Source organism: Parasphingorhabdus sp., from assembly GCF_041748495.1.
Classification (GTDB): domain Bacteria; phylum Pseudomonadota; class Alphaproteobacteria; order Sphingomonadales; family Sphingomonadaceae; genus Parasphingorhabdus.
In genome coordinates this window covers 38,805-65,227 of the sequence record NZ_JBGTDD010000058.1, presented here as the reverse complement: position 1 = coordinate 65,227, position 26,423 = coordinate 38,805, and the positions used below count along the sequence as shown (strand labels likewise).

The 26,423-nt window shown below is 58.3% G+C and carries 26 protein-coding genes; 13 read left to right on the top strand and 13 right to left on the bottom strand.

Going from position 1 to position 26,423, the window contains the following annotated elements:
- Positions 1 to 21: 21 nt before the first annotated feature.
- The 7 genes from ACEW8J_RS04955 (at position 22) to ACEW8J_RS04925 (ending at position 6,885) form a co-directional block, all read left to right on the top strand.
- On the top strand, positions 22 to 2,751 hold the full coding sequence (locus ACEW8J_RS04955; protein ID WP_373490528.1) for a bifunctional [glutamine synthetase] adenylyltransferase/[glutamine synthetase]-adenylyl-L-tyrosine phosphorylase: 2,730 nt from the start codon (positions 22 to 24) through the stop codon (positions 2,749 to 2,751).
- The gene (locus ACEW8J_RS04950; RefSeq protein ID WP_373490527.1) at positions 2,748 to 3,209 is read left to right on the top strand and encodes a peroxiredoxin; all 462 of its coding nucleotides are present in this window, start codon (positions 2,748 to 2,750) and stop codon (positions 3,207 to 3,209) included. Before ACEW8J_RS04955 ends, ACEW8J_RS04950 begins: the two co-directional genes overlap by 4 nt.
- 9 nt (positions 3,210 to 3,218) lie before the next feature.
- Positions 3,219 to 4,016: a ferritin-like domain-containing protein gene (locus ACEW8J_RS04945; protein WP_373490526.1), complete on the top strand. Its 798-nt coding sequence runs from the start codon at positions 3,219 to 3,221 to the stop codon at positions 4,014 to 4,016.
- A 142-nt stretch (positions 4,017 to 4,158) separates the two neighbouring features.
- Positions 4,159 to 4,818, top strand: coding sequence for a M23 family metallopeptidase (locus ACEW8J_RS04940; protein WP_373490525.1), 660 nt, complete (start codon positions 4,159 to 4,161; stop codon positions 4,816 to 4,818).
- A gap of 91 nt (positions 4,819 to 4,909) precedes the next feature.
- A complete protein-coding gene (gene erpA, locus ACEW8J_RS04935) occupies positions 4,910 to 5,260 on the top strand; it encodes an iron-sulfur cluster insertion protein ErpA (protein ID WP_373490524.1) in 351 nt (116 codons plus the stop codon).
- A complete protein-coding gene (gene xth / locus ACEW8J_RS04930) occupies positions 5,261 to 6,049 on the top strand; it encodes an exodeoxyribonuclease III (RefSeq protein WP_373490523.1) in 789 nt (262 codons plus the stop codon).
- On the top strand, positions 6,049 to 6,885 hold the full coding sequence (locus tag ACEW8J_RS04925) for an alpha/beta hydrolase (RefSeq protein WP_373490522.1): 837 nt from the start codon (positions 6,049 to 6,051) through the stop codon (positions 6,883 to 6,885). Before xth ends, ACEW8J_RS04925 begins: the two co-directional genes overlap by 1 nt.
- Here ACEW8J_RS04925 and ACEW8J_RS04920 read toward each other — a convergent pair.
- Positions 6,882 to 8,039 carry an N-acetyltransferase gene (locus tag ACEW8J_RS04920; RefSeq protein WP_373490521.1) on the bottom strand — a complete coding sequence of 386 codons (1,158 nt, stop codon included), beginning with the start codon at positions 8,037 to 8,039 and terminating at the stop codon, positions 6,882 to 6,884. The genes ACEW8J_RS04925 and ACEW8J_RS04920 overlap by 4 nt on opposite strands.
- Before the next feature lie 145 nt (positions 8,040 to 8,184).
- Between ACEW8J_RS04920 and ACEW8J_RS04915 the strand changes: the two genes are divergently transcribed.
- Complete coding sequence (locus ACEW8J_RS04915) at positions 8,185 to 9,279, top strand: fatty acid desaturase (protein ID WP_373490520.1); 1,095 nt, start codon at positions 8,185 to 8,187, stop codon at positions 9,277 to 9,279.
- A gap of 5 nt (positions 9,280 to 9,284) precedes the next feature.
- Here the strand turns inward: ACEW8J_RS04915 and lptG are convergent, their stop codons facing one another.
- Together lptG and lptF are read right to left on the bottom strand one after the other, a co-directional pair.
- Entirely contained in the window at positions 9,285 to 10,373 is a 1,089-nt protein-coding gene (gene lptG / locus ACEW8J_RS04910) for an LPS export ABC transporter permease LptG (protein WP_373490519.1), read from the bottom strand.
- Between the two features lie 6 nt (positions 10,374 to 10,379).
- Positions 10,380 to 11,585: an LPS export ABC transporter permease LptF gene (lptF, locus tag ACEW8J_RS04905; RefSeq protein WP_373490531.1), complete on the bottom strand. Its 1,206-nt coding sequence runs from the start codon at positions 11,583 to 11,585 to the stop codon at positions 10,380 to 10,382.
- 131 nt (positions 11,586 to 11,716) lie between these two features.
- Between lptF and ACEW8J_RS04900 the strand changes: the two genes are divergently transcribed.
- The 4 genes from ACEW8J_RS04900 (at position 11,717) to ACEW8J_RS04885 (ending at position 14,603) form a co-directional block, all read left to right on the top strand.
- Positions 11,717 to 12,199 carry a DUF2141 domain-containing protein gene (locus tag ACEW8J_RS04900; RefSeq protein ID WP_373490518.1) on the top strand — a complete coding sequence of 161 codons (483 nt, stop codon included), beginning with the start codon at positions 11,717 to 11,719 and terminating at the stop codon, positions 12,197 to 12,199.
- A 35-nt stretch (positions 12,200 to 12,234) separates the two neighbouring features.
- On the top strand, positions 12,235 to 13,209 hold the full coding sequence (locus tag ACEW8J_RS04895; protein WP_373490517.1) for a diacylglycerol kinase family protein: 975 nt from the start codon (positions 12,235 to 12,237) through the stop codon (positions 13,207 to 13,209).
- Positions 13,210 to 13,270: 61 nt separating this feature from the next.
- Positions 13,271 to 14,182 (top strand): hypothetical protein, encoded by a 912-nt coding sequence (locus tag ACEW8J_RS04890; RefSeq protein WP_373490516.1) that lies wholly within the window; start codon positions 13,271 to 13,273, stop codon positions 14,180 to 14,182.
- Positions 14,183 to 14,207: 25 nt separating this feature from the next.
- Entirely contained in the window at positions 14,208 to 14,603 is a 396-nt protein-coding gene (locus ACEW8J_RS04885) for a cupin (RefSeq protein ID WP_373490515.1), read from the top strand.
- Between the two features lie 15 nt (positions 14,604 to 14,618).
- On the opposite strand, the gene ACEW8J_RS04880 is transcribed toward ACEW8J_RS04885, so the two are convergent.
- The 3 genes from ACEW8J_RS04880 to ACEW8J_RS04870 all read right to left on the bottom strand — a co-directional run bounded on the left by ACEW8J_RS04880 (position 14,619) and on the right by ACEW8J_RS04870 (position 16,955).
- Entirely contained in the window at positions 14,619 to 15,413 is a 795-nt protein-coding gene (locus ACEW8J_RS04880) for an enoyl-CoA hydratase/isomerase family protein (protein WP_373490514.1), read from the bottom strand.
- Between the two features lie 5 nt (positions 15,414 to 15,418).
- The gene (locus ACEW8J_RS04875; protein WP_373490513.1) at positions 15,419 to 16,618 is read right to left on the bottom strand and encodes an aminotransferase class I/II-fold pyridoxal phosphate-dependent enzyme; all 1,200 of its coding nucleotides are present in this window, start codon (positions 16,616 to 16,618) and stop codon (positions 15,419 to 15,421) included.
- Positions 16,619 to 16,709: 91 nt separating this feature from the next.
- A complete protein-coding gene (locus ACEW8J_RS04870; protein WP_373490512.1) occupies positions 16,710 to 16,955 on the bottom strand; it encodes an acyl carrier protein in 246 nt (81 codons plus the stop codon).
- 152 nt (positions 16,956 to 17,107) lie between these two features.
- Here ACEW8J_RS04870 and ACEW8J_RS04865 point away from each other — a divergent pair, with 152 nt between their 5' ends.
- Positions 17,108 to 17,626 carry a Pycsar system effector family protein gene (locus ACEW8J_RS04865; protein ID WP_373490511.1) on the top strand — a complete coding sequence of 173 codons (519 nt, stop codon included), beginning with the start codon at positions 17,108 to 17,110 and terminating at the stop codon, positions 17,624 to 17,626.
- A 6-nt stretch (positions 17,627 to 17,632) separates the two neighbouring features.
- Here ACEW8J_RS04865 and ACEW8J_RS04860 read toward each other — a convergent pair whose 3' ends face one another.
- From ACEW8J_RS04860 to ACEW8J_RS04830, 7 genes are all read right to left on the bottom strand, one after another.
- The gene (locus tag ACEW8J_RS04860) at positions 17,633 to 18,565 is read right to left on the bottom strand and encodes an NAD-dependent epimerase/dehydratase family protein (protein ID WP_373490510.1); all 933 of its coding nucleotides are present in this window, start codon (positions 18,563 to 18,565) and stop codon (positions 17,633 to 17,635) included.
- Between the two features lie 5 nt (positions 18,566 to 18,570).
- The gene (gene proB / locus ACEW8J_RS04855) at positions 18,571 to 19,692 is read right to left on the bottom strand and encodes a glutamate 5-kinase (protein WP_373490509.1); all 1,122 of its coding nucleotides are present in this window, start codon (positions 19,690 to 19,692) and stop codon (positions 18,571 to 18,573) included.
- Complete coding sequence (gene obgE / locus ACEW8J_RS04850; RefSeq protein WP_373490508.1) at positions 19,677 to 20,741, bottom strand: GTPase ObgE; 1,065 nt, start codon at positions 20,739 to 20,741, stop codon at positions 19,677 to 19,679. Before obgE ends, proB begins: the two co-directional genes overlap by 16 nt.
- Positions 20,742 to 20,830: 89 nt before the next feature.
- Entirely contained in the window at positions 20,831 to 21,586 is a 756-nt protein-coding gene (locus ACEW8J_RS04845) for a glucose 1-dehydrogenase (RefSeq protein ID WP_373490507.1), read from the bottom strand.
- Between the two features lie 45 nt (positions 21,587 to 21,631).
- Positions 21,632 to 22,927 (bottom strand): aromatic ring-hydroxylating dioxygenase subunit alpha, encoded by a 1,296-nt coding sequence (locus tag ACEW8J_RS04840; RefSeq protein WP_373490506.1) that lies wholly within the window; start codon positions 22,925 to 22,927, stop codon positions 21,632 to 21,634.
- A 136-nt stretch (positions 22,928 to 23,063) separates the two neighbouring features.
- A complete protein-coding gene (locus ACEW8J_RS04835; protein WP_373490505.1) occupies positions 23,064 to 24,194 on the bottom strand; it encodes a serine hydrolase domain-containing protein in 1,131 nt (376 codons plus the stop codon).
- A gap of 9 nt (positions 24,195 to 24,203) precedes the next feature.
- Positions 24,204 to 26,342 (bottom strand): molybdopterin-dependent oxidoreductase, encoded by a 2,139-nt coding sequence (locus ACEW8J_RS04830; RefSeq protein ID WP_373490504.1) that lies wholly within the window; start codon positions 26,340 to 26,342, stop codon positions 24,204 to 24,206.
- Positions 26,343 to 26,423 lie beyond the last annotated feature (81 nt).

The following is a 26,423-nucleotide window of genomic DNA, read 5'->3' as shown; positions in this document are numbered from 1 at the left end:
TGAGGCCTTAAAGCTCGTCGCATGACACTATCGTTGCTGCCTCCCGCAATCTCGCTTTCCGATACGCTTGTCCGGGCAAGAGCCAATGCGCCCTATCTGAAGATGTTGCTGGAGGTGCAGCCGGAACTGGCCGATCTGCTGGATGCGGAAAATCTTGATGCGGCGCTCGAATATTGCGCGCAGGCAGGAGCCAGGGCGGAAAATGTCCGGCAGAAATTGCGGCAGGAGAAACGGGCTTTGGCGCTGACTCTGGCGATCGGTGATCTGGCCGGACATTTGTCGCTCACCGATGTCATCACCAGATTGTCTGATTTTGCCGACCGGGCGCTCGATGAAGCGCTCGCCGATATCTATGCGAGCCGCTATCCGGATGCGCCGCTGGAGGGCTTTGCGATCATCGGCCTTGGCAAACATGGCAGCCGCGAACTCAACTATTCGTCGGATATCGATCCGATCTTCATCTATGATCCGGAGAAAATCCCGGTACGCGGCAGGGAAGAACCGAGCGATGCCGCCCGGCGGATCGGCCAGCAGCTCGTTGAAGCGCTCAACAACCGCGATGCCGAAGGCTATGTCTTCCGCGTCGATATGCGGTTGCGACCCTCGCCGGAAGTGAGTCCAGTGGCGCTGCCCGTCGATGCGGCAATCAGCTATTATGAATCGAGCGCGCTGGCCTGGGAGCAGGCAGCGTTCATCCGTTCCCGTCCGGCAGCGGGCGATCAGATATTGGGGCGCAATTTTCTCGACACGATCAATCCGTTCATCTGGCGCCGGTCGCTGGATTATGGCGCAATCCGCAATATCGGATCGGTCACCGCGCAGATCCGGGATCATTATTCCGCCGGACAAAAATTCGGGCCGGGCTTTGACCTGAAGCGCGGTCGCGGCGGCATAAGGGAAACGGAATTTTATGCCCAGATGCACCAGCTTATTTTTGGTGGTCGACAGCCGGATTTGCGCGTCCCGGCGACACGCGATGCGCTGGCCGCACTGGCGCAAGCTGGCCGGATCGATGGCGACAAGGCGAAAATACTGAGTGAGGCCTATGAAATCTACCGGCTGATCGAGCACCGGTTACAGATGGTCAATGACCAGCAAACCCACAGCCTGCCCAGTGAAGCAGCTACGCTTGACCGGGTGGCGCGGCTGCATGGGCTGGATACCGGCCAGCAGTTGCTCGATCTGCTCGCTCCGCATGTTGACGCTGTCGGCGGGATTTATGACGATCTGATCGAACCCGAGGACAGCGCCCGCCTGCCAGCGGATGAAGAGAAACTGGCTCAGGCGCTGGCCGATAAAAATCTGCTGGAGGGGGACGCATTTCTGCAGGCGATCCGGCGCTGGCGGAGCGGCAAGGTGACAGCGCTGCGATCTGCGGCGGCACAGGAATCCTTCGAGGCGATACTGCCCGATCTGGTTGACGTGATTGCGACGGCGCCCAATTCCGCCAAGGCGCTGGCCCGGCTGGACAGTCTGATCGACAAATTGCCGACCGCGATCAATTTTTTCCGGATTCTCGAAGCGCGACCTGGACTGTTGCAGCTGCTTGGGCAAATTCTGAGCCATGCACCGGTGCTGGCGGATGAACTGGCGCGGCGAGCGGAATTGTTTGACGGTCTGATCGATGCAACGGCGCTCGACCTGCCGCCGTCGGTCGAAGCGTTGGCCGAACAATTTGCCCGTACTGAACCGGGTGACGATTATCAGATCCTGCTGGACCGGGTGCGTGCCCGGGTTGGGGAAAAGCGATTCGCGCTCGGCGTCCAGCTGATCGAGGGCCGCCATGATGCGCTCGACATATCGGCAGGCTATGCCCGGGTTGCGGAAGCCGCCATTCAGGTGCTGACCGATGCGACGATAAGGGAATTCGAAGCCGCGCACGGCAAAATTGCCGGAAGCGCGCTGACCATATTGGCGCTGGGTCGGCTGGGCGGGGCTGCCCTGACCCAAGCCTCGGACCTCGACCTGATCTTTCTGTTTTCCGGCGACCATGGTGCGGAATCGGACGGCGATCGCCCATTGGGGGCTACCAGATATTATAACCGGTTGACCGCCAGGATCGTCACGGCGCTGTCGGTGCCGACGGCCGCGGGACCTCTTTATGAGGTCGATACCCGCCTTCGGCCATCCGGGACGCAGGGGCCGCTGGCGGTGACGCAGGAGAGTTTCTACAAATATCAGCGCGAGAATGCCTGGACCTGGGAACATATGGCGTTGACGCGGGCGCGGCCGGTTTACGGCGAAGAGGCTTTGCGGGAACAGTTGCAGGTCCAGATGCACGACATCCTGAGCAAGGACCGGGAACCGGAGGAATTGCGCAAGGCGGTACGGAAAATGCGGCTTGATATTGTCGCGCACAAGCCGCCGAAAGGACCGCTTGATACGAAATTGATGGAAGGCGGGCTGGTCGACTGGGAGTTCATCATCCATTTCCTGCAGCTGAAAACCGGCGAAGCACTCTATCCGCAACTGGGTAAAGCGGTCCGCGCTCTGGTCGCCGCCGGGCATCTCGGCGAGGATATGGTCACCGCCCACGATCTGATGACTCGTTTGCTGGTGGCCTTGCGGCTGATGTCCCCGGACTGTGACTATCCGCCGGAAAGCAGCCGAGCCCTGATTGCCAAGGCAGCCGGGCAGGAGAGCTGGGAAGCGCTGCTCGACGGCTATGATAATGCAAGGCAATGCGTTATCGATGAGTGGAACCGGCACTTGCGGCCGGACCCGGATGAAATATTAGGAGATATAAAATGATCGATGTGGGCGACAAAATCCCGGCTATGGAACTGGTCGCGCCGGACGGCAGCCCGGTGAAGATTTCCGACTATGCCGGAAAGAAACTGGTGCTGTTCTTTTACCCCAAAGCGAGCACCCCGGGTTGCACAACCGAATCGAAGGATTTTTCCGCGCTGTTGCCCGAATTTGAAAAGGCCGGAGCCGCGGTGCTGGGCATGTCTGCCGATTCGCCGAAACGACAGCAGAATTTCATCGCCAAGCAGGAATTGACCGTCGATATTGCCTCAGACGAAAGCACCGCCTTTCTGGAGAAGATCGGCGTCTGGGCGGAAAAGCAGATGTATGGCAAAACTTATATGGGCATCATCCGGTCGACCTTTCTGATCGGACCCGACGGCACGGTGCTGCAGGCCTGGCCAAAAGTGAAGGTCAAGGGGCATGCGGAAGAGGTGCTGGCTGCGGTACAGGCGGCTTAGACCCGCCAGATGACCGACCAGTCCACCGTCGGTGCTGCGGTATTGCGGGTGCTGCAGACCGCCGATCCGTCCGCCAAGGTGATGGCCGCGCGTCAGGCCGCCAGAAAATGGCGTATGGGGCGTCTGACCCATGATTTCTGCGACTCCATGCCGGATATGCCCGCCCGACCCGACCAGCCGGTCCTGATGCGCCCGCGCGACATGCCGCGGCGCGGCACGGGCACCTCGGTTCCGAGACGCATCGCCCTGATCCACGCGCTTGCCCATATCGAATTTGTCGCGATCGATCTGGCGTTCGATATGGTCGGCCGGTTCGGATCGCAATTCCCGCGCGAATTTACCGATGACTGGATGCGTGTGGGTTCGGAAGAATCGATGCATTTCGTACTGCTCGACCGGCGGCTTCGAGCGATGGACAGCTTTTACGGCGCACTTCCCGCCCATGATGGCCTGTGGGATAGTGCCAAAGCGACCGCCGATGATGCGGCAGCGCGACTGGCGATCGTGCCGATGGTGCTCGAAGCGCGGGGCCTGGATGTCACGCTGGAAACGGTCGAGCGGTTCAGGCAACAGGGTGATGATCAGACGGCAAGAGTCCTGAGCCGAATCTATCAGGACGAAATCAATCATGTCTTTTTCGGGACAAAATGGTTCGAATATGTCTGCAACAGGATCAATCAGGCACCACATGACCATTGGCGACGACTGGTAAAAATCCATTTCAAAGGCACGATAAAGCCGCCTTTCAACGACTCAGCGCGCCAAGCTGCCGGTCTGACCCGTGATTATTATTCAGGTATTGAATAATTAACGGGAATGAATTTAGGTCTCTAAACGAACAGGGGGCATAAAGGTTCCACGAAAATTTCAAGCCATGGATTGCATGGGTCGCTAGTAAAGGTTCGATCATTTTATGACCGAAAACATAACAGTTTTTATCCGAAATTCTGTGAGCAAAATCACAGCCATTGCAATTCTCGGCTCTGCAATGATTTTTTCCACCGCCGCGTCGGCAGAAGCCGCCTCCGACTCCAGCATCCCCGTTGACATACTGAAAAGCCAGGCCGCTGAAAGCTCTCTGGGCGAAGCGGATCCGGCCTTCCGGATGATTTTCAACAATTGGTCTGGCCAGGGCAAGCAGGAAAAGGTCAAATTGACCATTCCTTCCCGCAAGCCGGTAAAAGACTTTACCTTGACCAGTTCTTACGGTTTCCGGGCCGACCCGTTCAAGGGGCGCCGCGCCAATCACAAGGGCCTTGATATGGCCGGACCGATCGGCACACCGATCTATGCGACCGCTGACGGCATTGTCGGGCGGGCCCAATGGCTAGGCGGCTATGGCAATTATATCGAAATCAACCACGGCAACGGCATCCAGACTCGCTATGGCCACATGTCCAAGCTGAATGTTGACTCCAATGCCCGGGTCAAGAGCGGCGACCTGATCGGCTTCATGGGTTCGACCGGCCGTTCCACCGGCAGCCACCTTCATTATGAAGTGCGCATCGCCGGCGAAGCGGTCAATCCCATTCCGTTCATGCAATCCAATGATTTCCTCATTGCACAGAAGCTGAATTCCGGCGTTGCATTGGGCGGCCCAGCCGAATAAGATGATTTTTACACCTTTGGGAGAGGGTGCATGAAGGGGCGGTCCAAGCTTAAGGCTTGCCGCTCCTTTTGATTCACCCTATCTTGGGGTCATGAACCAAGCCCTAAACACGATCGACCAGGATATCATCCTGACCCCCAATGCCGCAAAGCGGGTGGCCGCCATTGCTTCGAAACAGGGCAAGGCGGCGATCTTGCGGCTCGCCGTCGAGGGCGGGGGCTGTTCCGGTTTTCAATATCGCTTTGACCTTGCCGATAGCATCGAAGCGGATGATATCGCGGTCAAGGAATCGGGGGTCACTCTCGTTGTCGACGAAATCAGCCTGGATCTGGTGCGCGGTAGCGCCGTCGATTTTGTCGAATCGCTTGGTGGCAGCGCCTTTCAGGTGACCAATCCCAATGCCGCTTCGGGTTGCGGTTGCGGCTCCAGCTTTTCTGTTTAAGTGAAAATCGCCAGCTTCAACATCAATGGAATCAAGGCGCGTCTGCCGCGCCTGCTCGAATGGCTGGAGGAAACCCGGCCCGATGTCGCCTGTCTGCAGGAAATCAAGAGCCAGGACGAGGGATTCCCGGCCGAGGAATTCGAAGAAATCGGCTACGGTGCAATCTGGCACGGGCAAAAAAGCTTCAATGGTGTTGCGATATTGGCGCGCGATCAGGTCCCCGAGGAGATCAGACGCGGGCTGGATGGCGAACCGGAAGATGAGCACAGCCGCTATATCGAAGCCAATGTTGTTGACAAAAATGGCGTGAAAATACGCGTTGCGAGCATCTATCTTCCGAACGGCAATCCCCATCCGGGACCCAAATTTGATTTCAAGCTGCGCTGGATGAAGCGGTTACGCGACCGCGCCGCCGAAATCTGGGCAGAAGAAGTACCCGCCGTGCTGGCAGGCGATTATAATGTGATCCCGCGCGACAATGACGTCTATTCGGTCAGGGCGATGCAGGATGATGCGCTGATGCAGCCGAAAAGCCGGCAAGGCTATCGGCGCCTGCTCAATGACGGCTGGACCGATGCGCTGGGCATGACCTATCCCGCCGGCAATATCTGGACCTATTGGGACTATCGCAGCGGCGGCTGGCAGCGCGATCAGGGTTTTCGCATTGACCATCTGCTACTCAGCCCGCTGGCCGCCGACGCCCTGAAAAGCTGCGGGGTCGACAAGGAGCATCGCGGACGGGAGAAAGCGAGCGATCATACACCCGCGTGGGTGGATCTGGCCATTTGATGCGGATGATATTGACCGGGCTTGCCATAAGCGCTGGTCTGTATCTGCTGCTGCTCTTGCTGATTTACGTCTTTCAACGCCAGTTTCTCTATTTCCCGGATCAATCGGTACCAGCCGAAAGCTATCTTGAAAAAATCGGGGTTGCTTCGCGGGTCGTCAGTTCTGGGCCGGATGGCGATCTTCGTTCCTTGTGGATTGAACCGCAAACAACCGATGCTCCCGTCATTCTGTTTTTTCATGGCAATGCCGGGTCACATTATCACCGCATTCCGATCTATCAGGCACTTGCGCAAGACGGTGCCGCGGTGTTGGGCGCAGGCTATCCCGGCTATGGCGGAAATGCAGGAACACCCAATCAAACGGCCCTCTATCAAGCTGCCCAGACCAATTATGACTGGCTGATTCAGCAAGGCATCCCGTCCGCACGGATCATCATCATCGGCGAATCGCTGGGCAGCGGCGTGGCGGTTCATCTGGCATCACAAAATGGTGCGGCAGGACTGATCATGATAGCCGCCCACAGCGGCATGGATGAAATAGCGCAGCGACAATTTCCGATATTTCCTGCGCGCTGGCTGGTCAAGGATCGCTATCCCAATCTGAGCCATATCGACCGGATTGACATGCCCTTGATCTGGATTCACGGGACCAAGGATGGATTGATCCCCTTTGCCGCAGGCCAGCGCCTGTTCAATGCCGCGCGGCATCCCAAGGCGGCTTATCCGATCAAAAATGCCGGCCATAATGATCTTTGGGACACGGGTATCGACCAGATCATTCGCGAGGCTGCAACGAGGCTTGCTACGGACGCGAACACACCAGACCCTGCATCCTAGATGGCCTTTTCGTAAATCAGATATTCCCGGTTGACGGACGCGCCGATTGCCTCGGCGATCGCAACCATTCCCTGATTGTCTTCAAGGATCCAGCCCATTTCGGCATAGCGCGTACCGAAATGGGCCACCGCATCGCGGCGGATATATTCGATCAGCATGAAGGCCATCTGGCTCGCTATCCGGCTGTTGTGCAGTTCCTTTTTGACCCCCATCAGCGGGACTCGCATCGACTGCGCCTTGGGAAATTTCAGCCACCAGAGCAGCTTGGCCCAACCAAAGGGCCACAGCGAACCGTTCAGGTCACGGATCACTTCGTTCATATTGGGGAGGGTCATCATGAACGCGACGGGCTCGCCCTTCAGTTCGGCGATCCGGATCAAGTCCTCGTGCACAATCGGTCCCAGACTTTTTCCGGCATGGGCAATTTCGGAGTCGGTCATCGGGACAAAACCCCAATTGCTCGACCAGGCATCGTTCAGCAGGCCCATGATGATCGCTGCATCCCGGTCAAAATGCTTCTTGTCCACCTTGCGGATTCGCAGCTCCTTGTTGCGCTCGCCCGATGCAACGATGCGGTTGATCAGCTCCGGAAAGCCATCTTCTAGCGGCAGGTCGTAGGTCACCAGTCGCCGCGCGACCGCATAGCCGAGATTTTCGATCCAGCCCTGATAATCGGCACGGTGATGCCCCATCATGATCATCGGGCTGTGGTTGTGTCCCTTGGTCAAGAGCCCCGGCTCTTCCCAGACCGACATGCTGATCGGCGCCAGGACCCGGGTCATGCCCTGTTCCGTCAGCCACCGTTCGGCGGCGTGGATCAGGGCGTGCATCACCGGCTCATCGCTGGCTTCCATCAGGCCCCAGTTGCCCGTGCCCGGTCCCATGCCCTGTTCGGGAGGCTGTTGCAGCGCCAATTCGTCGATATGCGCGCTGATCCGTCCCACCACCTGGCCGTTTCTCACAGCCAGGAAAAACTGCACCCGCGCATGTTCGAAAAACGGGTTCTTGCCGGGCGTGATCAGCTTGGCGACTTCCGATTTCAGTGGAGGGACCCAGTGCGGATCATCCGCATTCAGTTCATAGGCAATATCGATAAACTGTCTGGTCTGGGCCTTGGTAGCGACCGCTTCTATCCCTATATCCTGAACAGCCACTGATTTTTTCCTTGTTCCATTCCGGCTGGCTGTGACGTTAATCGCGGCGCAATGTCAAGGGCATGGGTGCCGCGGCTGTCTTGCCCTTGCCATGATCTCGCCACGATATGTTGCTCTAGACCATCCAACGATTATGCAGGTGTTTATGAGTTCGACGATGTTCATTCCGAAAAATGCACCAAAGGCAGCGGTTGATTCGCGCCAGAGTGCTGCGCCGGTTGCCGAGGATAATCAGCTGATCCGGACCGCGGCGAAAGTGACGCGCGATCTCAACACAGCCAAGCCCGCCATCTATTGGGCTGATTTTCTGGCGTCAGTGGCGGTCGGCTACGGGGCATTGGCCGGCGCAATCCTGAGCCAATCCACCGGACTTGCCCTGTTTCTGGGCCTGATCGCGGTCCTTGCGCTGTACCGGGCGGGCAGCTTCATTCACGAATTGACCCATGTTCGGCGCAACGCGCTGCCCGGCTTTCATTTCGCCTGGAACGCATTATTCGGGGTACCAATGCTGATTCCGTCGTTCATGTACGAAGGCATTCACAGCATTCATCACCGCACCAAGAAATATGGTACGGTGGAAGACCCGGAATATCTGCCGCTGGCACTGATGAAGCCGTGGTCGGTTCCCCTGTTTGTGATGGTCGCAGCGCTCGCTCCGGTCGCGCTGCTGTTCCGCTATGCGATCCTGTCACCGCTGTCCGCCATCATCCCGCCGCTGCGCCGGATTGTCGTCGAGCGCTATTCCGGGCTGATCATCAATCCCGAATTTCGTCGCAAGCCACCGGAGGGCGATCTCCGGCGCCGCTGGCTGGCCTGCGAAATCGGAGCGAGCATCTGGGCCATTGCGCTGCTCGCACTGGTGGCGACAGATATTATTCCGCTGCGCGCATTCCTGATTTTCCTCGGTGTGATGTCCGGCAGCGTGATATTGAACCAGATCCGCACATTGGTTGCGCATTTATGGGAGAATGATGGGCATGAGATGAGCGTTACGGCGCAATATCTCGACAGCGTCAACGTCCCGCCGCCAGCGACCTTGCCAGCCCTTTGGGCACCGGTCGGCCTGCGCTACCACGCTTTGCACCATCTGCTGCCCGGTGTTCCCTATCATAGCCTCGGTGAAGCCCATCGGCGGCTGGCAGCAGAATTGCCAGCGGACTCCAATTTCTACCGGGCCGATCACGACAGTCTGTGGACCTTGGTCACCGGACTGGTGCGCGGTAGCGCCGGAAGAAACTAGTGGCGCTATTCCTCGGTGCGGACCAACACGGTTTCCCCGATCAGGAAAAACAGCAGAAATGGCGCCCAGGCCGCGAGTAGAGTCGGATAGGCTCCTATATTGCCCATCGCCAGGGCAAAATTATCGGCTACGAAATAGGTGAAGCCCAGCGCCATGCCGATCACCGCCCGGAGGAACAATTGTCCCGACCGGGCCAGTCCGAATGCGGCAACGGCACCCAGTAACGGCATCAGCATGGATGACATCGGGCCGGAAATCTTGTGCCACCAGCCGGCCTTGAGGCCCATGGTAGGGCGGCCCGCCTGCTCAAGTTCTTCAATGGCCGTGTGCAAGGCAAAAATCGACAGGCTATCCGCGCTGACATTGGCCAGAGTGAATTGATCCGGCCGGATCGAGTCGCCGATCAAAAGCTCTGCCTGCTTTTCTTCGGTTCCGGTGGTAACATCGAACCGTGTGACATTGGTAAGCAGCCAGCCAGAGTCGGTGAACCGGGCCTGATCGCCCTGCAGCAGGCTCCGCAATCCATTTTCGGTACGATTGTAGATGGTGATGTCCTGCAACCGCACATCCTTACCGCGGCCAGTCACCGTTCGGGCGTTGATCAGATTATTGCCATCCTTGACCCAGATGTTGGTGCGAATGTTGCTCTCCGCTGGAATCGGGCCAAATTCGACTTTCTCCCATTGGGCCAGCCGCGCGCTTGCCGGTGCGACCAATGTTTCGTTGAACAGGAAGGAGAATAGCGCAACCCCCATGCTGGCAACGATCAATGGGGCGAGGATCTGATGGGCGGACAGACCGCCTGCTTTCATCGAGATCACTTCGCTATTCTGGTTCAGGGTCGCCAGAGTGATGATGGTGCCCAGCAGCACCGAGAAAGGCAGGAAGCGGGCAACGAGTTGCGGAGCCCGCAAAGAGACATAGGTCCAGAGTTCGGCCTCGCCGTTGCCCGGATGCGCCAGGATCCTGCCGCTCTCGCCGAGCAGATCCAGCGCCTGCAGCACGAGCACCAGCAGGGCCAGAACCGCCAGGGTACGGATGATGAACATTTTCGCCATGTAGAAGGCCAATGTCCGGGAAGGAAAAAAGTCCATGTCTGGCTATTCCTCTATCAGCGCGCGTTTGCGGTTGAAATTGAGCAGGCCCTTGAAGACACCGCCGAATTTGGAAAATGCCTTTTCCAGCGCCCCGATCGGCTGGCCGCCGGGAACATGAGCGGCCACATGATACATCCACAAGATCAATCCTGCGAACAGGCAAAAGGGCAGCCACAAGGCGATGATCGGGTCCACAAGACCCAGCGTGCCGATGTCCTCGCCATATTCATTCACCTTGTGATAGGTCACAATCATCACGATCGAGAGAAAAACGCCCAACGCCGAACTGGATCGTTTTGGCGGGACCGCCAGGGCGACTGCAAGCAGCGGCATCAGCAGCATCATCACCACCTCGACCATACGGAAATGGAAATTGGAGCGGCTTTCGTTGCGTTCGGCGTCGGGACGTTGCTTGTCGAGTCCGACCCGCACAAGCTCTGGGATCGTATATTCCAGATCCTTGCCGCCCCGAGACCGGAAGGATTCGATATCGGGCAATTCGATCGGCAAGTCATGACTGCTGAAACTCAATATCCGCGGTTTCTCGAAATTCGGGGCGTCATGGACCAGAACCCCGTTGGTCAGCCGCAAGATGATCGTATCGGGATCGTCGGTTGCGAGAAACTGGCCATTTGCGGCGGTGACCGAGACGGACTGACCCCCCTTGCTCTCGGCGCGGACGAACATCCCGCTCAATTTGGTTCCCTTGTCGCGGCTCTCCTCGATCCGGAGGGTCATCCGGTTACCCAAATTGGTGAATTCCCCGACCTTGATCGAAGCGCCGAGCGCGCCCGACCGCAATTCGAAGCGCAGTTCCTCATAATAATAGCGGGATAGCGGCTGGATGAATCCGACCAACGCCAGATTGACCAGCATCAGCGCGACGGCGAACATATAGGGCACCCGCAACAGGCGTCCGTATCCTTGGCCAACGGCGCGAAAAACGTCGAGCTCCGAGCTTAACGCGAGCCGACGGAAGGCCAGTAATATCCCGAGCAGCAAGCCGATCGGTATGCCGAGCGACAGATATTCGGGGATCAGGTTGGCCAGCATCCGCCACACCACGCTGACGGGGCCACCTTCCGCCGCGACAAAATCGAAAAGACGCAGCATTTTCTCCAGTACCAGCAGCATCGCCGCGATCACCAGGGTACTGAACAGCGGCAATGCTATCAATTTCGCTAAATAGCGATCGGTCGAAGTCAGCAGTTTCAACTTGTTGTCGCCCTCTCACCATGTTTTCGCCGCAAATCAAATCCATAGCCATGGGCAGATCGGGGGCTGATTCTTGTCCGAGCCGGAGTGTTGGCGCGGGTATAACGACTAGGAGTTATTACGTCATGTTGAAATTTGCGGCTTCCATCGCATTATCGACCACTATTCTGCTTTCCGCTGCGCCGGCTTTTGCTGGCGGGAGAGAAATACCCAATGATATGCGTCCATGCCGGGCGGGTAACGGCCCCGCTGTCAAAGTGACCGTGGAGGGTCTGAAGGCCGCGACCGGGAATGTGCGGATCCAGAGCTATCGCGGTACCAGGGACCAATGGCTTAAAAAAGGTGCCTGGCTGCATCGCATCGAGACCCCTGCGACCGGATCGACGATGACCTTCTGCCTGCCGGTCAGTCAAGCGGGCGACTATGCGATTGCCGTGCGTCACGACATCAACGGCAACGGCAAAACCGACCTGTCCACCGATGGCGGCGGGATGTCGAATAATCCAAGCATCAATATCTTCAACCTCGGCAAGCCAAGCCACACGAAAACCAAATTTGCGATTGGCAATGAAGTCAAATCCATCCGCATCACTATGAAATATATGTGATGCACCAGCAACACGGCACAATTTGGGGCTAACTAATGGCAAATGTCGCGCTTCTTTCCAATCCGAATTCAACCGGAAATCGGGCGATTTTGCCAGACGTGCGGTCTTATTGCGCCAAGAACAGCGAAGTGTTCCATTATGAAGTGGATCATGTCGATGAAATTGCCAAGGCTTTGGAAACCATTGCCCGGGTCAAACCGAAAGTGCTGGTTATCAATGGCGGCGACGGAACGGTTCAGGCGGCGCTGACCGAATTATATCAGGGTGGCCATTTCGGGGACAGCCCCCCTCCGGTAGCCGTGCTGCCCAATGGCAAGACCAATCTGATTGCGCTGGATCTCGGATCCGAAGGCAATCCGCTGAAAGCGCTCGAGCGAATCGTCGAGCTGGCCAAACATGATTTGCACGAACATTTGGTCGACCGCGAGCTGATCGCATTGTCCGATGGCGGCAAGGATAGCAAGGTTGTGCTCGGCATGTTTCTGGGCGGTGCAGGGCTGTCGGAGTTCATTCTCTATTGTCGTCACAAGATCTACCCGCTCGGATTGCCCAATGCCGCCGCGCATGTCCTGACGGTTTTTGCGGCGCTGGCGTCGGTCCTGTTCGGCCTGCGGAGCAAATTCCTGCCCAATCGATCGACTCCGATCAAGATATCCCTGATTAGGGACGGCCAGTTTCAGGGCAATTTTGCGGTACTGATCGTCACCACCTTGGAGCGGTTGTTGCTGATGAAGCGTTCGATGCGGAACCAGAATGCGATTGGCCGGATGCAATTCCTCGCCATAGATCAGCAGGCCGGCGCGATCGTTCGCTTCCTGCTTTCGGTAATTTTCGGACGGCTCGGCAAAACAGTGCAGAAGGGTATCCACCTGGAACGCGGCGACATGATCCGGATCGAAGGGGAGGGCAGCAACGTGCTTATGGACGGCGAGCTTTTCTGTGCCCGGCCCGGGCACCCAATCGTGCTGAAATCCACCAAGGCTGTTTCCTTTCTTCGGCTCGCCGCCTGAGCCAATCGCCTCTCCGTGCCGATGCTTCCAAATAGCCGATACAGGGTCTAAGGTTTTTCGCGTGAGCGAACTCAGAACATTGATTGCACAGGAACTGTCCCAACCGGTTGACCCACGGGTGTCGGCCTTTGCGGGCTCGATTGCTGCCCGCTATGGCGAGGCAGCGCGGGCGGTCCTGTTCTATGGCTCCTGCCTGCGGACAAAAGATCTCGACGGGCAGATGCTCGATTTCTACCTGATTGTTTCGAGCTATGAGGCGGCTTATGGAAAAAGCTGGCTGGCGCGGGCGAACAAGCGGCTCCCGCCCAACGTGTTCCCGGCAGAATATGGCGGGCTGGTCGCCAAGGTGGCGATATTGAGTGAGCAGGATTTTCACAGGCTGAACCGGATCAGCGCCAGCGCGGTCAGTGTCTGGGCGCGATTTGCGCAACCATCCCGACTGGTTTGGCATGCGGATCCAGCCGCCGAGGCGCAAGCCGTCGATGCCATTGCCGGCGCCTCGATCACGCTGTTTGACATGACCTTTCCGATGATGGACATGGATAGGGAACATAGCATTCTGGATCTGTGGAAACGCGGTTTCGAACTGACCTATGGCGCGGAATTGCGGGCAGAGCGGAAGGAACGTTCCGATTCCGTCGTCGATTCCGATCCAGAGCGCTATGCGCGATTTGGACCGGCGGTTGTCGCAGCCATTGCAGAACGGGAGCGGGGCACTAGTCTGAAGATTATTGCCTCACGCGAAGCGGTCGAAAAAAGATGGCGGCAATTGAGGCGCAATGGCAAATTGCTGACACTCGCCAGACTGGCCAAGGCGTCAGCCACCTATGCCGGGGGGATTGATTATCTGGCGTGGAAGATCAATCGTCACGCCGGAACCGATTATGTTATCAGACCCTGGCAACGCAAATGGCCGATCCTGGGCGCGCTGGTAATGCTGCCGCGTTTGATCATGGGCGGCGCAATAAAATGAACCGACCGGCGAAAGGAGAGCGAAAATGTCGCGCAGACTAGAAATTCATCCGATCCATCTGGGTCTCGGGGCGACGGCTGAGGTCGAGCCCGCAATGACCGGTGCAATGGAATGGTATGCCGAATATGGCGCGCGGCACTTCCAGGATGGTGTCGAGGGCCGGCTGGTATCGATGTATCGATTCACCGAAAGCTGGGATAGTTGGGAAATGCATCCGAAGGGCGCAGAAGTGGTCTTGTGCACCGCCGGTGAAATCACTCTGATCCAGGAAATGACGGACGGCATTCTGCAAAGCACCCCGCTCTCGGCGGGCGAATATGCGATCAACGCCCCAGGCGTCTGGCACACGGCGGACGTAGCCGGTTCCGCCACGGTAGTCTTTATCACCGCCGGAGAAGGCACGGAACATCGGGCGCGGTAGCGCTGATGGCGAGAGCTACCGATCCTTGTAATCGGGCTTCCGCTTCGCGAAAAACGCCTTGGCCGCTTCCCGGCTGTCCTCGGTCATCGACAGCATCACCTGCTGCCGGTCCTCGATCGCGAGCGCCGCCTCGAAACTCTGCGCATCGATATTGCGATTAAGCGCATCCTTGGACAAGCGCAGGCCCATGGGTGCGGTATCAAGCATTTCTTCGGCGAGCGACAATCCGGTTGAGAACAGTCTCTCCTCGTCCACCATTTCGCTGATCAGGCCGTATTTCTCTGCCCGTTCGGCATGAATGAATCTTCCGGTCAGGATCAGTTCCGCTGCAATGGAGGCACCGACCATCCGCGGCAGGAAATAGCTCGAGCCCATATCGCAGCCACCGAGGCCGATCTTGATATAGGCCGCGTTCATTTTCAGGCTTGGCGCCCCATAGCGGACGTCGCTGGCGAGCAGCAGCGAGAAACCTCCGCCACAGGCCGCACCCTGAGCCAGCGCGATAATCGGCTGCGGGCATTGCCGCATCAGCTGCATCACCGTGGCAATTGACCGCTGCGTGTTCCAGACATGCTGGACCTGTCCCCGCGAGCCATCATTTTTCCAGCCACCGATGTCGAGCCCAGCACAAAAGGCACGGCCCTCGGCCCGAAACAGGACGACGCGGACATCCAGGCGTTTCTGCAGCCCGCGAAAATAATCCTGCAATGCGAAGATCATCTCTTCGTTCATCGTGTTCAGCTTGTCGGGTCGGTTGAGCGTCAATATCTCGATCGCCCCGCGTTGTTCGATGAGGATGGCTTTGGTCATCTCAGCTAGATCGCCCCTACAGCCTTGCCAGCTGCCTTGAACATGGCCAAAATCTGGTCGACTTGCTCGCTCGTATGTTCCGCGCACAGCGAACAGCGCAGCAGGGTCATGTTGGCCGGTGTCGCTGGCGGTCGCGCCAGATTCACATATAGCCCCTCTGCGAGCAGCGCCTGCCACATCATTGCCCCTTTTTCGAGATCCGGCATGATCACCGCAATGATCGCGCTTTGCGCTTCGGGCGTGCCGAGCGTGAAGCCGAGATCGCGCAGGCCCTGGTGCAGCCTCTTGCTATTCTCCCACAGATGCGCGCGCTTGTTGCCGCTATGCATCAGCTTGCGGATCGACGTGCTCGCCGTTGCCATCACGCTGGGCGGCAGGCTGGCGGTGAATACATAGGGACGGCAGACCAGCCGCAATATTTCGAATTTAGGATGATTGGAGACGCAGAAGCCGCCGACCGTGCCAACGCTTTTGCTGAAGGTGCCGATGATGAAATCAACATCGTCGATGACGCCCTGCGCTTCGGCGACGCCGCGGCCATTTTCACCGATAAAGCCCATCGAATGGGCCTCGTCGACCAGCACCATGGCCCCGTTTTCCTTGCAGATGCGGACCATTTCCCTGAGCGGGGCAACATCGCCGAGCATCGAATAGACGCCTTCGAGTACAACCAGCTTGCCGGCTTCGGCGGGAAGGCGCTTCAAGCGTTTTTCCAGCGCTTCGACATCATTGTGGCGGAAGGCGACAATCTCGGCCTTGCCCATCGCGCAGCCGTCGTAGATCGAGGCGTGGCTGTCGGTGTCGAGAATGATATAGTCGCCCTTGCCCGCGAGTGTCGAGATAATGCCGAGATTTGCCTGATAGCCGGTTGAAAAGACCATGGCGTGGTCCATCGCGTAAAATTCCTTCAGCGCATCTTCACAATCGCGGTGGAGGCTGTAGGTCCCGTTGAGCACGCGGCTACCGGTGGTGCCGGAACCAAATTCTTCCAGCGCCTTCAGGCCGGCCTGACGCACGTCATCGTCAAAGGTCATGCCCATATAATTATAGGTGCCGAGAAGAATCGTTTCCTTGCCATCGCAAATGGCGACGGTCGGCGAGAGCACTTCCTCCATCACCAGCGAAAACGGGTCCTTGACGCCGGTTGCAAGGAGATTTTCACGCTCCTGGATGAGGGGATCGAATTTACTGAGTAGATCGGTCATTCTTGATTTCCGTTCGTGCTGAGCCTGACGAAGTACGAACCACCCGCTCGAGCGACCCTTTGACAAGCTCAGGGCGAACGGGTGTTGGGTCTTAGCTGTCCATCAACTTTGCAACCGCATCGGCGAGTTGGCCGACCGTCTCGATCTCGGCCTGCATGTTCATGGTGATGATGATGTCGAATTCATCCTCGACGGCCGCGACAAAATCCATGACCGTCAGGCTGTCCCACTCGAGATCGCCCTGAAAGGTCGTGTCGGCCGACAGATCGACGCCCTTGTTGTTGAACGGCCCGATCAGTTCGCAGATCTTCGCCATGATTTCTTCGCGATTTGCCATATAATGCTTTCCTCGTGTCACTGACCAAATGGCCTTGCGTGACCTTTGCCAATGGATGCGCCCCATTGGCAAGCGAATAAGGCGCAAACAGGGCATCAGCTTGCCCAAATGGGCCGATTGTGTCACTTTCACGAAACTCTGGGGGGAAACATATGGCAGAAGAGAGAAAATGGCCGGATGATGCGGTTTATGCGTTGCGTACGACCCAGCAACATCATGTCCAGCTGAGCATGATGGCGGACCATAAAGCCAATATGCTGATCGGGGCAACGTTCATCGTATTCACGCTGGCGATTGGCCAGAGCCGGACCGGCGAACTGTCAGTCCCGCTGATGATCCTGGCGATTGCTGCCTTTGCGTCCGCTGCCCTGGCTGCGGTCGCGGTGATGCCGTCATTCGCGCCCCGAAAGGATGGCCCTGCCAATTTGCTTTTCTTTGGCGGGTTCAACAATCTGTCGGAAGAGGAATTTGTCGAGCGCCTGCTGAATGAAGAATTCCAGACCCAGGAATCGGTCTATCGCGCGATGCTACGAGACATTTACCAGATGGGAATTGTTCTGGGCCGCAAGAAATTCCGGTTTCTGGGCTGGGCATACCGGGTGTTTCTGTTCGGCCTGACCCTGACCTTCATCGCCTATGTATACGAACAGTCTGTCGGACCGATTTTCTGATGTCGATCAGAGCCAGTCATTCTGGCGATACCATTTTGCGGTATCCTTGAGGCCTTCGCGCGTTTCGATCCGTGGTTGCCACAGCTTTGCAGGAAGACGCATTTGCGGATCAATCGTCCAGTCATCATGGCAAAAATAACTGACCCGGTCCGCGGTCAGCTTCGCCCTGTCACGGCGGACCAGACGATCCACTCTGGCACCGAAATGCAGCAGCGACCTGGGCACGCCGACTGCCGTTATGCGTTTGCCGATGGCCCAGCCGATGGCCTTGGCAAAAGCAGCCTGCGTCCAGCCACCCGGCTTGCCGTCATCCAGCTCGAAAATGCGGGCGGTCAGCTCTTCCTGTTCCGGCAAAAGCGCGAGCAGCGCGCGGCACAGATCCTCGACATGGATGACCGACAAGCGGCCATCGGCGTCGGGCGGCAAGGTCACGATGCCCAGTCTGGCCATTTTGAACAGATCGAGAAATTCGCCGTCGCCCGGACCGTAGACCGCGGGCGGCCGAATGATCGTCCAGTCAAGTCCACTGGTCGCGACGATTTTTTCGGCCTTGGCCTTGGTGTCGCCGTAGATCGACAATTGCGGCTGAGTGGCGGCGAGGGAAGAGACATGGATGAACCGATTGGCGCTCGCCTGTTTGGCGGCTTCCACGACCGCCAGCGTGCCGGTGACATTGCCGACTTCGAACCCGTGTCTGTCCGGCGCATTGACCACTCCGGCGATATGCACAACAATATCTGCGCCAAGGCATAATTTAGTCAGACTATCCTTGTCGTCCAGCGCCCCGCGGATCCATCTTACACCGGGACGGTCGTCCTGCCTGCGCCGCGTCAGCGCGCGCACGTCATAGCCCTCCCGAACCACCAGATCGAGCATCCGGCTGCCGACAAAACCGGTCGCGCCCGTGATCGCCACCGTTTTTTGAGCGTTGCCGGCCATGATGACTAGACCAGTACCATCTGGTTGCGGTGCACGACGGCGCTGCGCGGAGCATAGCCCAGCACGGCCTCCAGCTCAGAGCTCCGGCGACCAATGATCCTGGCGCAATCGAGTGCGCCATATTCGGCGAGTCCGCGGGCGATTGTCAGGCCGTCCGCGTCCTTGATCTCAATCACGTCGCTGCGATTAAACTGCCCGTCGATGGTGATGATCCCGGCGGCCAGCAGGCTGCCACCTGATTGCAGCGCGGCGACCGCCCCGGCATCGATGGTTATCGCCCCGGCAGAGGTGAGACGACCGCCCAGCCAGGCCTTGCGGGCAGTGGCGCCCTCTTTGGCCTTGAACCGGGTGCCGACATTGGTCAGCGCATAACGTTCGAGAGGGTGGTCCTCGCGCCCCGATATGATCGACAGTTCAATCCCGGCGAGATTGGCGATTCTGGCTGCTTCGAGTTTCGATGTCATACCGCCCGATCCCAGTCCGGAGGAGGAGCTGCCGTCCGCCATCGCCATGATCGAATCGTCGACGGTTTCGACCAGACCGATAAACTGGCCGTTGGTTTCGCTGTCCGGCCTGCGGTCGTACAGGCCATCTATATCGGACAGAAGCAGTACGCGATCCGCCGCAGCGGCTTGCGCCACCCGCGCCGCTAGCCGGTCATTGTCGCCAAATCGGATTTCGTCGGTGGCGACGCTGTCATTTTCGTTGATCACCGGTATCGCGCGATGTTCCAGCAGTGTTTCAAGCGTGGCGGTAGCATTGAGATAACGCTTGCGGTCTTCCATGTCATCGAGCGTGAGCAGCATTTGCGCGGCGGTGATCTGATGATCCCCCAGCAGTTCCGACCACAGGCTGCTCAGCGCGATCTGGCCAACCGATGCCGCCGCCTGGGCGTCAGCCAGATTGGCCCGGCCGCCCTTATCCAGGCCAAGCTTGCGCGCCCCCAGGGCAATCGATCCCGACGAAACGATGATGACATTGTCGCCCGCCTGATGGCGTTTGGCGATATCTTCTACCAGCGTTTTCAGCCACGTTCGCCGTGCCTGACCATCCTCGCCGACCAGCAAGGATGAGCCGACCTTGACGACGACCGTGTGCCGCTTTGCGGCATTCACAGCGGCGACCAATCCTTGGCCTTTTCCCCTTCATCGGTGGCAAGGGTTGACTGGTCTTTGCGTTCGATCGAACTATTGTCGCCGATCGCTTCGAGTATCTTGTCGAGCGCGGCGTCCAGTCCGGCACCGGTCGCGCCGGATACCGGCAGGACATGTTCGGCACCGGCAGCCCGCAATTGACCGGCGATGTCTGCCATCAGTTCGTCATCGAGCAGGTCGGCCTTGTTGAGCGCCAGTATCTGAGGTTTTTCGGCGAGTCCGCCGCCATATTTCTCGAGTTCCTTGCTGACGGTTTTCCAGGCATCCACCGGATCATCACCGGTTGCATCGACCAGATGGAGCAGAATCTTGCAGCGCTCGATATGGCCGAGAAAGCGGTCACCGATACCCGCTCCTTCTGCCGCCCCTTCGATCAGTCCGGGAATGTCTGCCAGCACGAATTCCCGGCTCTTGTGCCGGACCACGCCGAGCTGGGGATGGATGGTTGTAAACGGATAGGCACCGACCTTGGCACCAGCGTTGGTCACCTTGTTGATCAGCGTCGACTTGCCGGCGTTGGGAAGCCCCACAAGGCCCGCGTCGGCAATCAGCTTGAGTCGCAGCCAGATCGCCGCTTCCTCGCCAAGTTCACCAGGCTGGTGCTGGCGCGGGGCGCGGTTGGTCGAGCTTTTATAGCTGGCATTGCCGCGTCCGCCGATTCCGCCTTCAAGGAAAGTCGCGCGCTGACCCTCCTGTGTGAAATCGAGCAGGACAAGGTCCTTGTCTTCCGACAATATCTGCGTGCCTACGGGAACCTTGATGATCAGGTCATCGCCGCCGGCACCGGTCCGGTTGCGACCGGCTCCACCCCTGCCGCGCGGGGCTCTGAAATGCTGGGCATAGCGAAAGTCGATCAAAGTGTTGAGGCCTTCCACCGCCAGAAAGACGATGTCGCCACCCTTGCCGCCGTTGCCGCCGTCGGGGCCGCCATATTGAATATATTTTTCGCGGCGGAAACTGACAGCACCAGGCCCGCCCTGACCCGAGCTGACATAGATTTTGGCCTGATCCAAGAAATGCATGTTGGTGCATTTAGGGACTAGGCGCGTGAAAGGCTAGGCTTTGGTGCAATATAAAGATTTTGCCGTCATCGCGCAGTCACGGGTCGGGACTATATGCTCAGCCCCCCGTCAACCGCGAAGGCGGCGCCGGTGGCAAATTTGCTCTCGTCGGATGCCAGATAAACGATCAGATGCGCTATATCATCCGGCTCTCCCATATGGCCGACCGGCTGGGCGAGTGCGAACGCCTCCTCGGTTTCGGCCGGATTGGGTGTCCCGTCGATCACGCTGCGGACATTGGGCGTCATGATCGTGCCGGGCAGAACGGCATTCACACGGACACCATTTTTCTCTCTCGCGCAATAGAGCGCGATCGATTTGGTGAGCATCGGGATCGCCGCCTTGGCGCTGTTATAGGCGACCAGATCGGCGCTGGCATTGATCGCGGCGGCCGATGAAAAATTGATGATCGATCCGCCGCTTTTGCTCATCAGCGGCAGGGCGGCCTTGCAGCCGAGGAAAATCGAATCGACATCGACATTGTAGCAACGGCGGAAATCTTCATAGCTGACGTCTGCAATCGAACCGAACACGGTAACGGCGGCATTGTTCACCAGCACGTCGAGCCTGCCATAAATGTCTTCGACATGGGCGATCACTTCGCTCCAGCGGTCGGGGTTGGTCACATCCTGTTCGAGGAATTCGACACTGGGCCCCAGTTCCTTTGCCGTTGCCGCTCCCGCTTCCGGATTGTGATCGGTGATCAGCACCCGCGCGCCTTCTTCGGACAGGCGTTTCGCAGCCGCTTTGCCCAGTCCCATCGCGCCGCCCGTCAATAATATGATTTTGTCCTGAACCCGTCCCATTGCTGTTCCTTATCCCGGTTGGTGCCGGTGACTTGTTTTGCCAGATTATTCTGCGGCTTCCAGTTGTTCCATCTCGGCGACGCGCGGGTCGTTCGGATAGACCCACTCCTCGCCAATCACCTGTTCGACCGCGAGCCCCGCCGGGATCCGGTTCAGTCCGATCATCTTGTCGCAATTCTGGTGAAAGCTGTAGATGCGTGCTTCCTGATAGCTGAGCGGCACGCTCTTGAAACCATCGCTTTCCATCGATTTCTGGATCATCTCGCCAAATTGCGTGTCCTCGAGAATGATCGGCGACATGTCGCGGCCATTGGGCTTGCTCTCGTCCGGAACGGTCCACAGGTCCGGCGCCGGTCCATCGCCCCAGTCCATTGCCATGGTCACCAGTTCCAGCCGCGTTGTATTCAGCGACGTCGGCCAGAAGATCAGCGGCGGAACAAAATAATTGCTCAGCGGCGACACCCAGTTGGGAAACATCGTGTAACTTTGCGTGCAGGTCCGGCCGAATTCGCCGACCCCTTCGATTTCCTGCCAGCCGGGCGGACTGTCGATCGCCCGCACATGCGCGCGGTCTGTCTGTGCGGGCGCCGGGGCCAGCATGCGGGCGTGGCCATTGGGATAGAGCGTGTTCACATTGCGCTTGCTGTCGACCAGTGGCGAGACGGTTTCGGGATGGATGAAGGGGACGTGATAGACCTCCATATTGGCCTCCATGGCGACCTTCCAGTTGCATTTCAGGTCGAAGCTGTGCCGTGCTGCCAGCCGGATCTTGTCAAAGCGAAACTCCTTCCAATCCTCCCAGACCGGGCCCAGCCATTGCTTCAGCGGCATCGCCTCTTCATCGAAATTGACGAAAATCAGATTGCCCAGCCGCTCGCACTTGACCGGAATCAGGCTACGGCAGGACATATCGAAATCGGGCCCGAAGTCCTGTTTTTCCGGCACGCCAACCAAGGTGCCGTCGGTCTTGTAGGTCCAGTTGTGATAGCCGCACATCAGACGCGGTGACCGGCCCCTCTCCTCGGTGACGACCGGTGCACCGCGGTGGCGACAGGTGTTGTAAAAGGCGCGGACTTCGCCGTCCATGCCGTGGACGATGACGATCGGATCGCCGACCTGTTCCCATTTCATGAAACAGCCGGGGTCGGGGACTTCATCGATATGACCGGCGAACAGCCATGTCTTCTTCCACAGATGTTGCTGTTCGAGATCGTAATATTCCTGGCTGGTATAGCGCCCGGCCGGCAGGTCGGGGAGATGGGGAAAGCCTTGCGGCGGCGCTGTGCGGGATGCTTCCCATTCCATCAGCCGCTTCATTTGATCGATATACGCTGGCTCCATCGGCATCCATATTCTCCCACTACGCCGGATTGCTCGCATGGAGCAGGGGCCAAGTCGATTGGCAAATATGATAGACAGAAGTGATCCTGCAGGCGGACGCGCGATGAAGAATTTCCGGGACTTGCGCAGCGGAGAGCTAGGCCGCAGTCCTTGTGGCCCCGATAAGATCGGCCGACCGCATGTCGCCGAGCAAACCGTCGCCCATCCTGTTCATGACGTAACAATAGGTCGCGCGGTTCTCCATATCGATGACGATTTGCGAGCCGCCATAGCCACCCCAGAATATACTGTTTTCATTGGGTAACTTAACGACTTCACCGGACAGGCCAAAGCCGAGACCGAATTTTAGCGGCAAACCCATCAACACCAGATCCTTCCCTTCAATCTGCGGCTCGAGCGCCTTGCGGCAGCCGGCTTCGGAGAGAATCCTCTGGCCGTTGGCGACTCCGCCATTGGCCAGAAGCGCATGGATTTCCGCAACGGATCTGGCATTGCCGGTGCCGCCAGCCGCCGGTATTTCGGCGCCGCGCCATTCCCTGGTCCGGGTGTCGAGCGGATTGATCGGCGGATTGGTAAAGGTCTTGCGCTGGATATCATTGCTCGCTGCCTGCGCCGCGCCAGCTTGCGGCGGGATCAGGTCGGCAACGCGGTGGTCATGTTCGGCAGCCAGGCCGATATGGAAATCTGCATCCAGCGGCTCTGCGATTTCCTCGCGGAAAACCGTACCCAGAGACTTGCCGGTGATCCGGCGGACCACTTCGCCGACCAGATAGCCCTGGGTGATGGCATGATAGCCGACCTGCGTGCCCGGTTCCCACCAGGGTGCCTGACCGGCCAGCAGTCCTGTGACCTTGTCCCAGTCATACAGATCTTCGCGCGTGATCGGTTCTTCCCAACCTGAAAGGCCGGACGAATGGCTCATCAGATGGGCTACGGTGATGTCGGCCTTGCCATTTTGCGCAAATTCCGGCCAATATCTTGCGACCGGTGCAGCAAAATCCAGCTCACCGCGATCGGCGATCAACAGGGCAGTCAGGGCGGTCATCGTCTTCGTCGTCGAATAGACATTGACGATCGTGTCAGACTTCCAGGGTCGAGTTTTCGCTTCGTCGGCCCAGCCACCCCAGATATCGATCACGGTCTCGCCGTCGATCGTCGCGCAAAAGGAAGCCCCGACATCGGCGCCGCTATCGAGGCTGGCCGCCATGATATCGCGGACATGCGCAAACCGGTCCTGAGCGAACCCGCGCACCACATTGTCTGTCATCGGATTTCCTTAAGCGGCTGAAACCCTGACCGGTATCGCGCTTTGCAGGGCCTGTCCAGTGATCGGATCAATGTTGCTGTCGTCTGACAGAAGGCGGTTGGTGGATCCGCCCCTGGTCATCACGTCATCCTTGCCGGCCTCGCTATCGCCGAAGGCGTGACTCATCGAAATGACGCCAGGACGGACCTTGTCATCGGCCTTGGCCAGACCGAAAATGGACGCTGTCGTCGAGGTGATTTCAATGATGGCGCCGTCTTCGATGCCTGCTGCCGCAAGATCACCTGGGTTGAAAAAGGCAGGATTGGTCGGCATTTTTTCGACCAGCTTCGGGAAAGTGTGACCATTGCTGTTGTAGCGGTGCTTTGACCGGCGGGAAATCAGGCGGAAGTCAAAGCCGGCAACGGCCGGATCATTGGCAGCATAGTTGATCAGTTCGCTAGGCATGGCTCCGGCATTGAGATCAAATTTTTCCTGTGCATCCGGATCGGCCGGGCCGACCACGGGGTGCAGTTCCTCATAGGTGATTGCCGCACCCTTGCGCTTCAGCGCTGCTGCATCGGCTTTGGCTTTGCTCGGCTTGAGCAGCGAACCTTCGGAGATCAGATCAAGAACGGTCGCCTTGTCGGGGCATTCGTCCATCGATACGGGGCCACCAGGAAAGTTCAGTGCAATGCCCATATGCTTGGCGAGCCACCAGAGCATTTCATATTCGTCCATCGTGTCGCCCGGCGGGGGGACCATCGCCTCGGTATAATGAGCGTAGGCTTCTTCGGTGAAAGCGTCCGACACATTGTTGATATCTTCCCGCTCCAGACACATGGATGGGGCGAGAATCATGTCGGCACGTTTGGCGCTGGCCGACATCCATGGGTCGACCTGGATGAACAACTCACATTCGTCGAGCGCGCGACGGACCTTCTGCTGGTCCGGAAAGGCAATTTCGGGATTGCCGCCGATCGAGATCAGGGCCCTGATCTGGCCTTCACCGGGGGTCAGGATCTCATCGGCCAGCACGTTGCATGGCATTTCCTTGCCCAACAAACCCAGACCACGAATGCGCGACTTGGCAAAGCCTTCGCCAAATGTCGGCATTTTCGGGGCGACCTGTGCCTTTCTCGGTCCGCCCATCAGCGGATTGAAAACCATTGGTGCGGAGACACGCTCGCCTTCCTGATTGAACCGCGCGCAAAGGATGTTGAGTGAGGCGACCAGATATTCGGTGAGCGTTCCGTTGCCGGCCATTTCAGGACCAGTGCCGGTGACAACACGGCCTTTGTTGGCGCCAGCGAACATCCGGGCTGCCGCAATCAGCTGATCCTTGTCAACCCCAGCGCGTTTTGCGGCAATTTCGGGTGTCATCGGTTTGACGGCAGCCTCCAGTTCCGCGACGCCATCGACATGAGCGGCGACGAAATTCTGATCAAACAGCTTCTCCTCGAAGATCACATTGAGCATGCCGGCGAGCAGGGCGGGGTCCTCGCCCGGTTTGACCGGCAGATAGATGTCCGCCAATTTGCCCATTTCGCTCACCCGGGGATCGGCGACAATAACCTTCAGGCCGCGTTCTTTCGCATCGCGCAGGCCGCGCGACGGCGAGGCAGTCGGCATGCCGCCGGAATAATGGGAAACGATCGGGTTGTTGCCGACAAACATCGCGACATCGGACTCGGTGAAGGCATTGCCGCCCCCCATCCACATGCCATAGCGAGCAGTGGTAAAGACCTTGGCCGGTTGGTCGACGGTGACGCTGGTATACCAGTTGCGCGAGCCAACGGCCTGGGCAAAGGCGTAGGATGTACCGAGCACGGCGCTGTTCTGGAATGCGTTGGTGCCGCAATAGACGGCGATGCTGTGCGGGCCATGTTGCTCGACCATTTTTTTCATCTGCGCGCCAGCCAGGGCCAGTGCATCAGCGGTTGCAATATCCTTGAAGCTGCCGTCGGGCTGTCGAATCTTGCTGGTGATCATGCGGTCGGGGAGATTGTGCATGTCGGGAAGCTGGCGACCCTTGATGCAGGTATAGCCATGGAACAGATGATCCTGCTTGTCGCCTTTGACAGATACAATCTTGTCATTCTCGACTTCAATGACCATCGCGCAGCTGGCGTGGCAAAAACGGCAAAAACTACGTTTCGTCTCGATGGCCATGAATCTCTCCTAATTTCGGAGAAGTCTAGGCGTTACCGGCAGCGTCGGCGACTGACAAAAATGCTCGGAAGTCGCAAAATA

Bases quoted from the DNA above. Each gene is read 5' to 3' on its own strand.
- ACEW8J_RS04955 (WP_373490528.1), top strand. From the start codon at position 22: ATGACACTATCGTTGCTGCCTCCCGCAATCTCGCTTTCCGATACGCTT.
- ACEW8J_RS04950 (WP_373490527.1), top strand. From the start codon at position 2,748: ATGATCGATGTGGGCGACAAAATCCCGGCTATGGAACTGGTCGCGCCG.
- ACEW8J_RS04945 (WP_373490526.1), top strand. From the start codon at position 3,219: ATGACCGACCAGTCCACCGTCGGTGCTGCGGTATTGCGGGTGCTGCAG.
- erpA (WP_373490524.1), top strand. From the start codon at position 4,910: ATGAACCAAGCCCTAAACACGATCGACCAGGATATCATCCTGACCCCC.
- ACEW8J_RS04925 (WP_373490522.1), top strand. From the start codon at position 6,049: ATGCGGATGATATTGACCGGGCTTGCCATAAGCGCTGGTCTGTATCTG.
- ACEW8J_RS04915 (WP_373490520.1), top strand. From the start codon at position 8,185: ATGAGTTCGACGATGTTCATTCCGAAAAATGCACCAAAGGCAGCGGTT.
- lptG (WP_373490519.1), bottom strand. From the start codon at position 10,373: ATGGACTTTTTTCCTTCCCGGACATTGGCCTTCTACATGGCGAAAATG.
- ACEW8J_RS04900 (WP_373490518.1), top strand. From the start codon at position 11,717: ATGTTGAAATTTGCGGCTTCCATCGCATTATCGACCACTATTCTGCTT.
- ACEW8J_RS04895 (WP_373490517.1), top strand. From the start codon at position 12,235: ATGGCAAATGTCGCGCTTCTTTCCAATCCGAATTCAACCGGAAATCGG.
- ACEW8J_RS04885 (WP_373490515.1), top strand. From the start codon at position 14,208: ATGTCGCGCAGACTAGAAATTCATCCGATCCATCTGGGTCTCGGGGCG.
- ACEW8J_RS04880 (WP_373490514.1), bottom strand. From the start codon at position 15,413: ATGACCAAAGCCATCCTCATCGAACAACGCGGGGCGATCGAGATATTG.
- ACEW8J_RS04875 (WP_373490513.1), bottom strand. From the start codon at position 16,618: ATGACCGATCTACTCAGTAAATTCGATCCCCTCATCCAGGAGCGTGAA.
- ACEW8J_RS04870 (WP_373490512.1), bottom strand. From the start codon at position 16,955: ATGGCAAATCGCGAAGAAATCATGGCGAAGATCTGCGAACTGATCGGG.
- ACEW8J_RS04865 (WP_373490511.1), top strand. From the start codon at position 17,108: ATGGCAGAAGAGAGAAAATGGCCGGATGATGCGGTTTATGCGTTGCGT.
- ACEW8J_RS04860 (WP_373490510.1), bottom strand. From the start codon at position 18,565: ATGGCCGGCAACGCTCAAAAAACGGTGGCGATCACGGGCGCGACCGGT.
- obgE (WP_373490508.1), bottom strand. From the start codon at position 20,741: ATGCATTTCTTGGATCAGGCCAAAATCTATGTCAGCTCGGGTCAGGGC.
- ACEW8J_RS04845 (WP_373490507.1), bottom strand. From the start codon at position 21,586: ATGGGACGGGTTCAGGACAAAATCATATTATTGACGGGCGGCGCGATG.
- ACEW8J_RS04840 (WP_373490506.1), bottom strand. From the start codon at position 22,927: ATGGAGCCAGCGTATATCGATCAAATGAAGCGGCTGATGGAATGGGAA.
- ACEW8J_RS04835 (WP_373490505.1), bottom strand. From the start codon at position 24,194: ATGACAGACAATGTGGTGCGCGGGTTCGCTCAGGACCGGTTTGCGCAT.
- ACEW8J_RS04830 (WP_373490504.1), bottom strand. From the start codon at position 26,342: ATGGCCATCGAGACGAAACGTAGTTTTTGCCGTTTTTGCCACGCCAGC.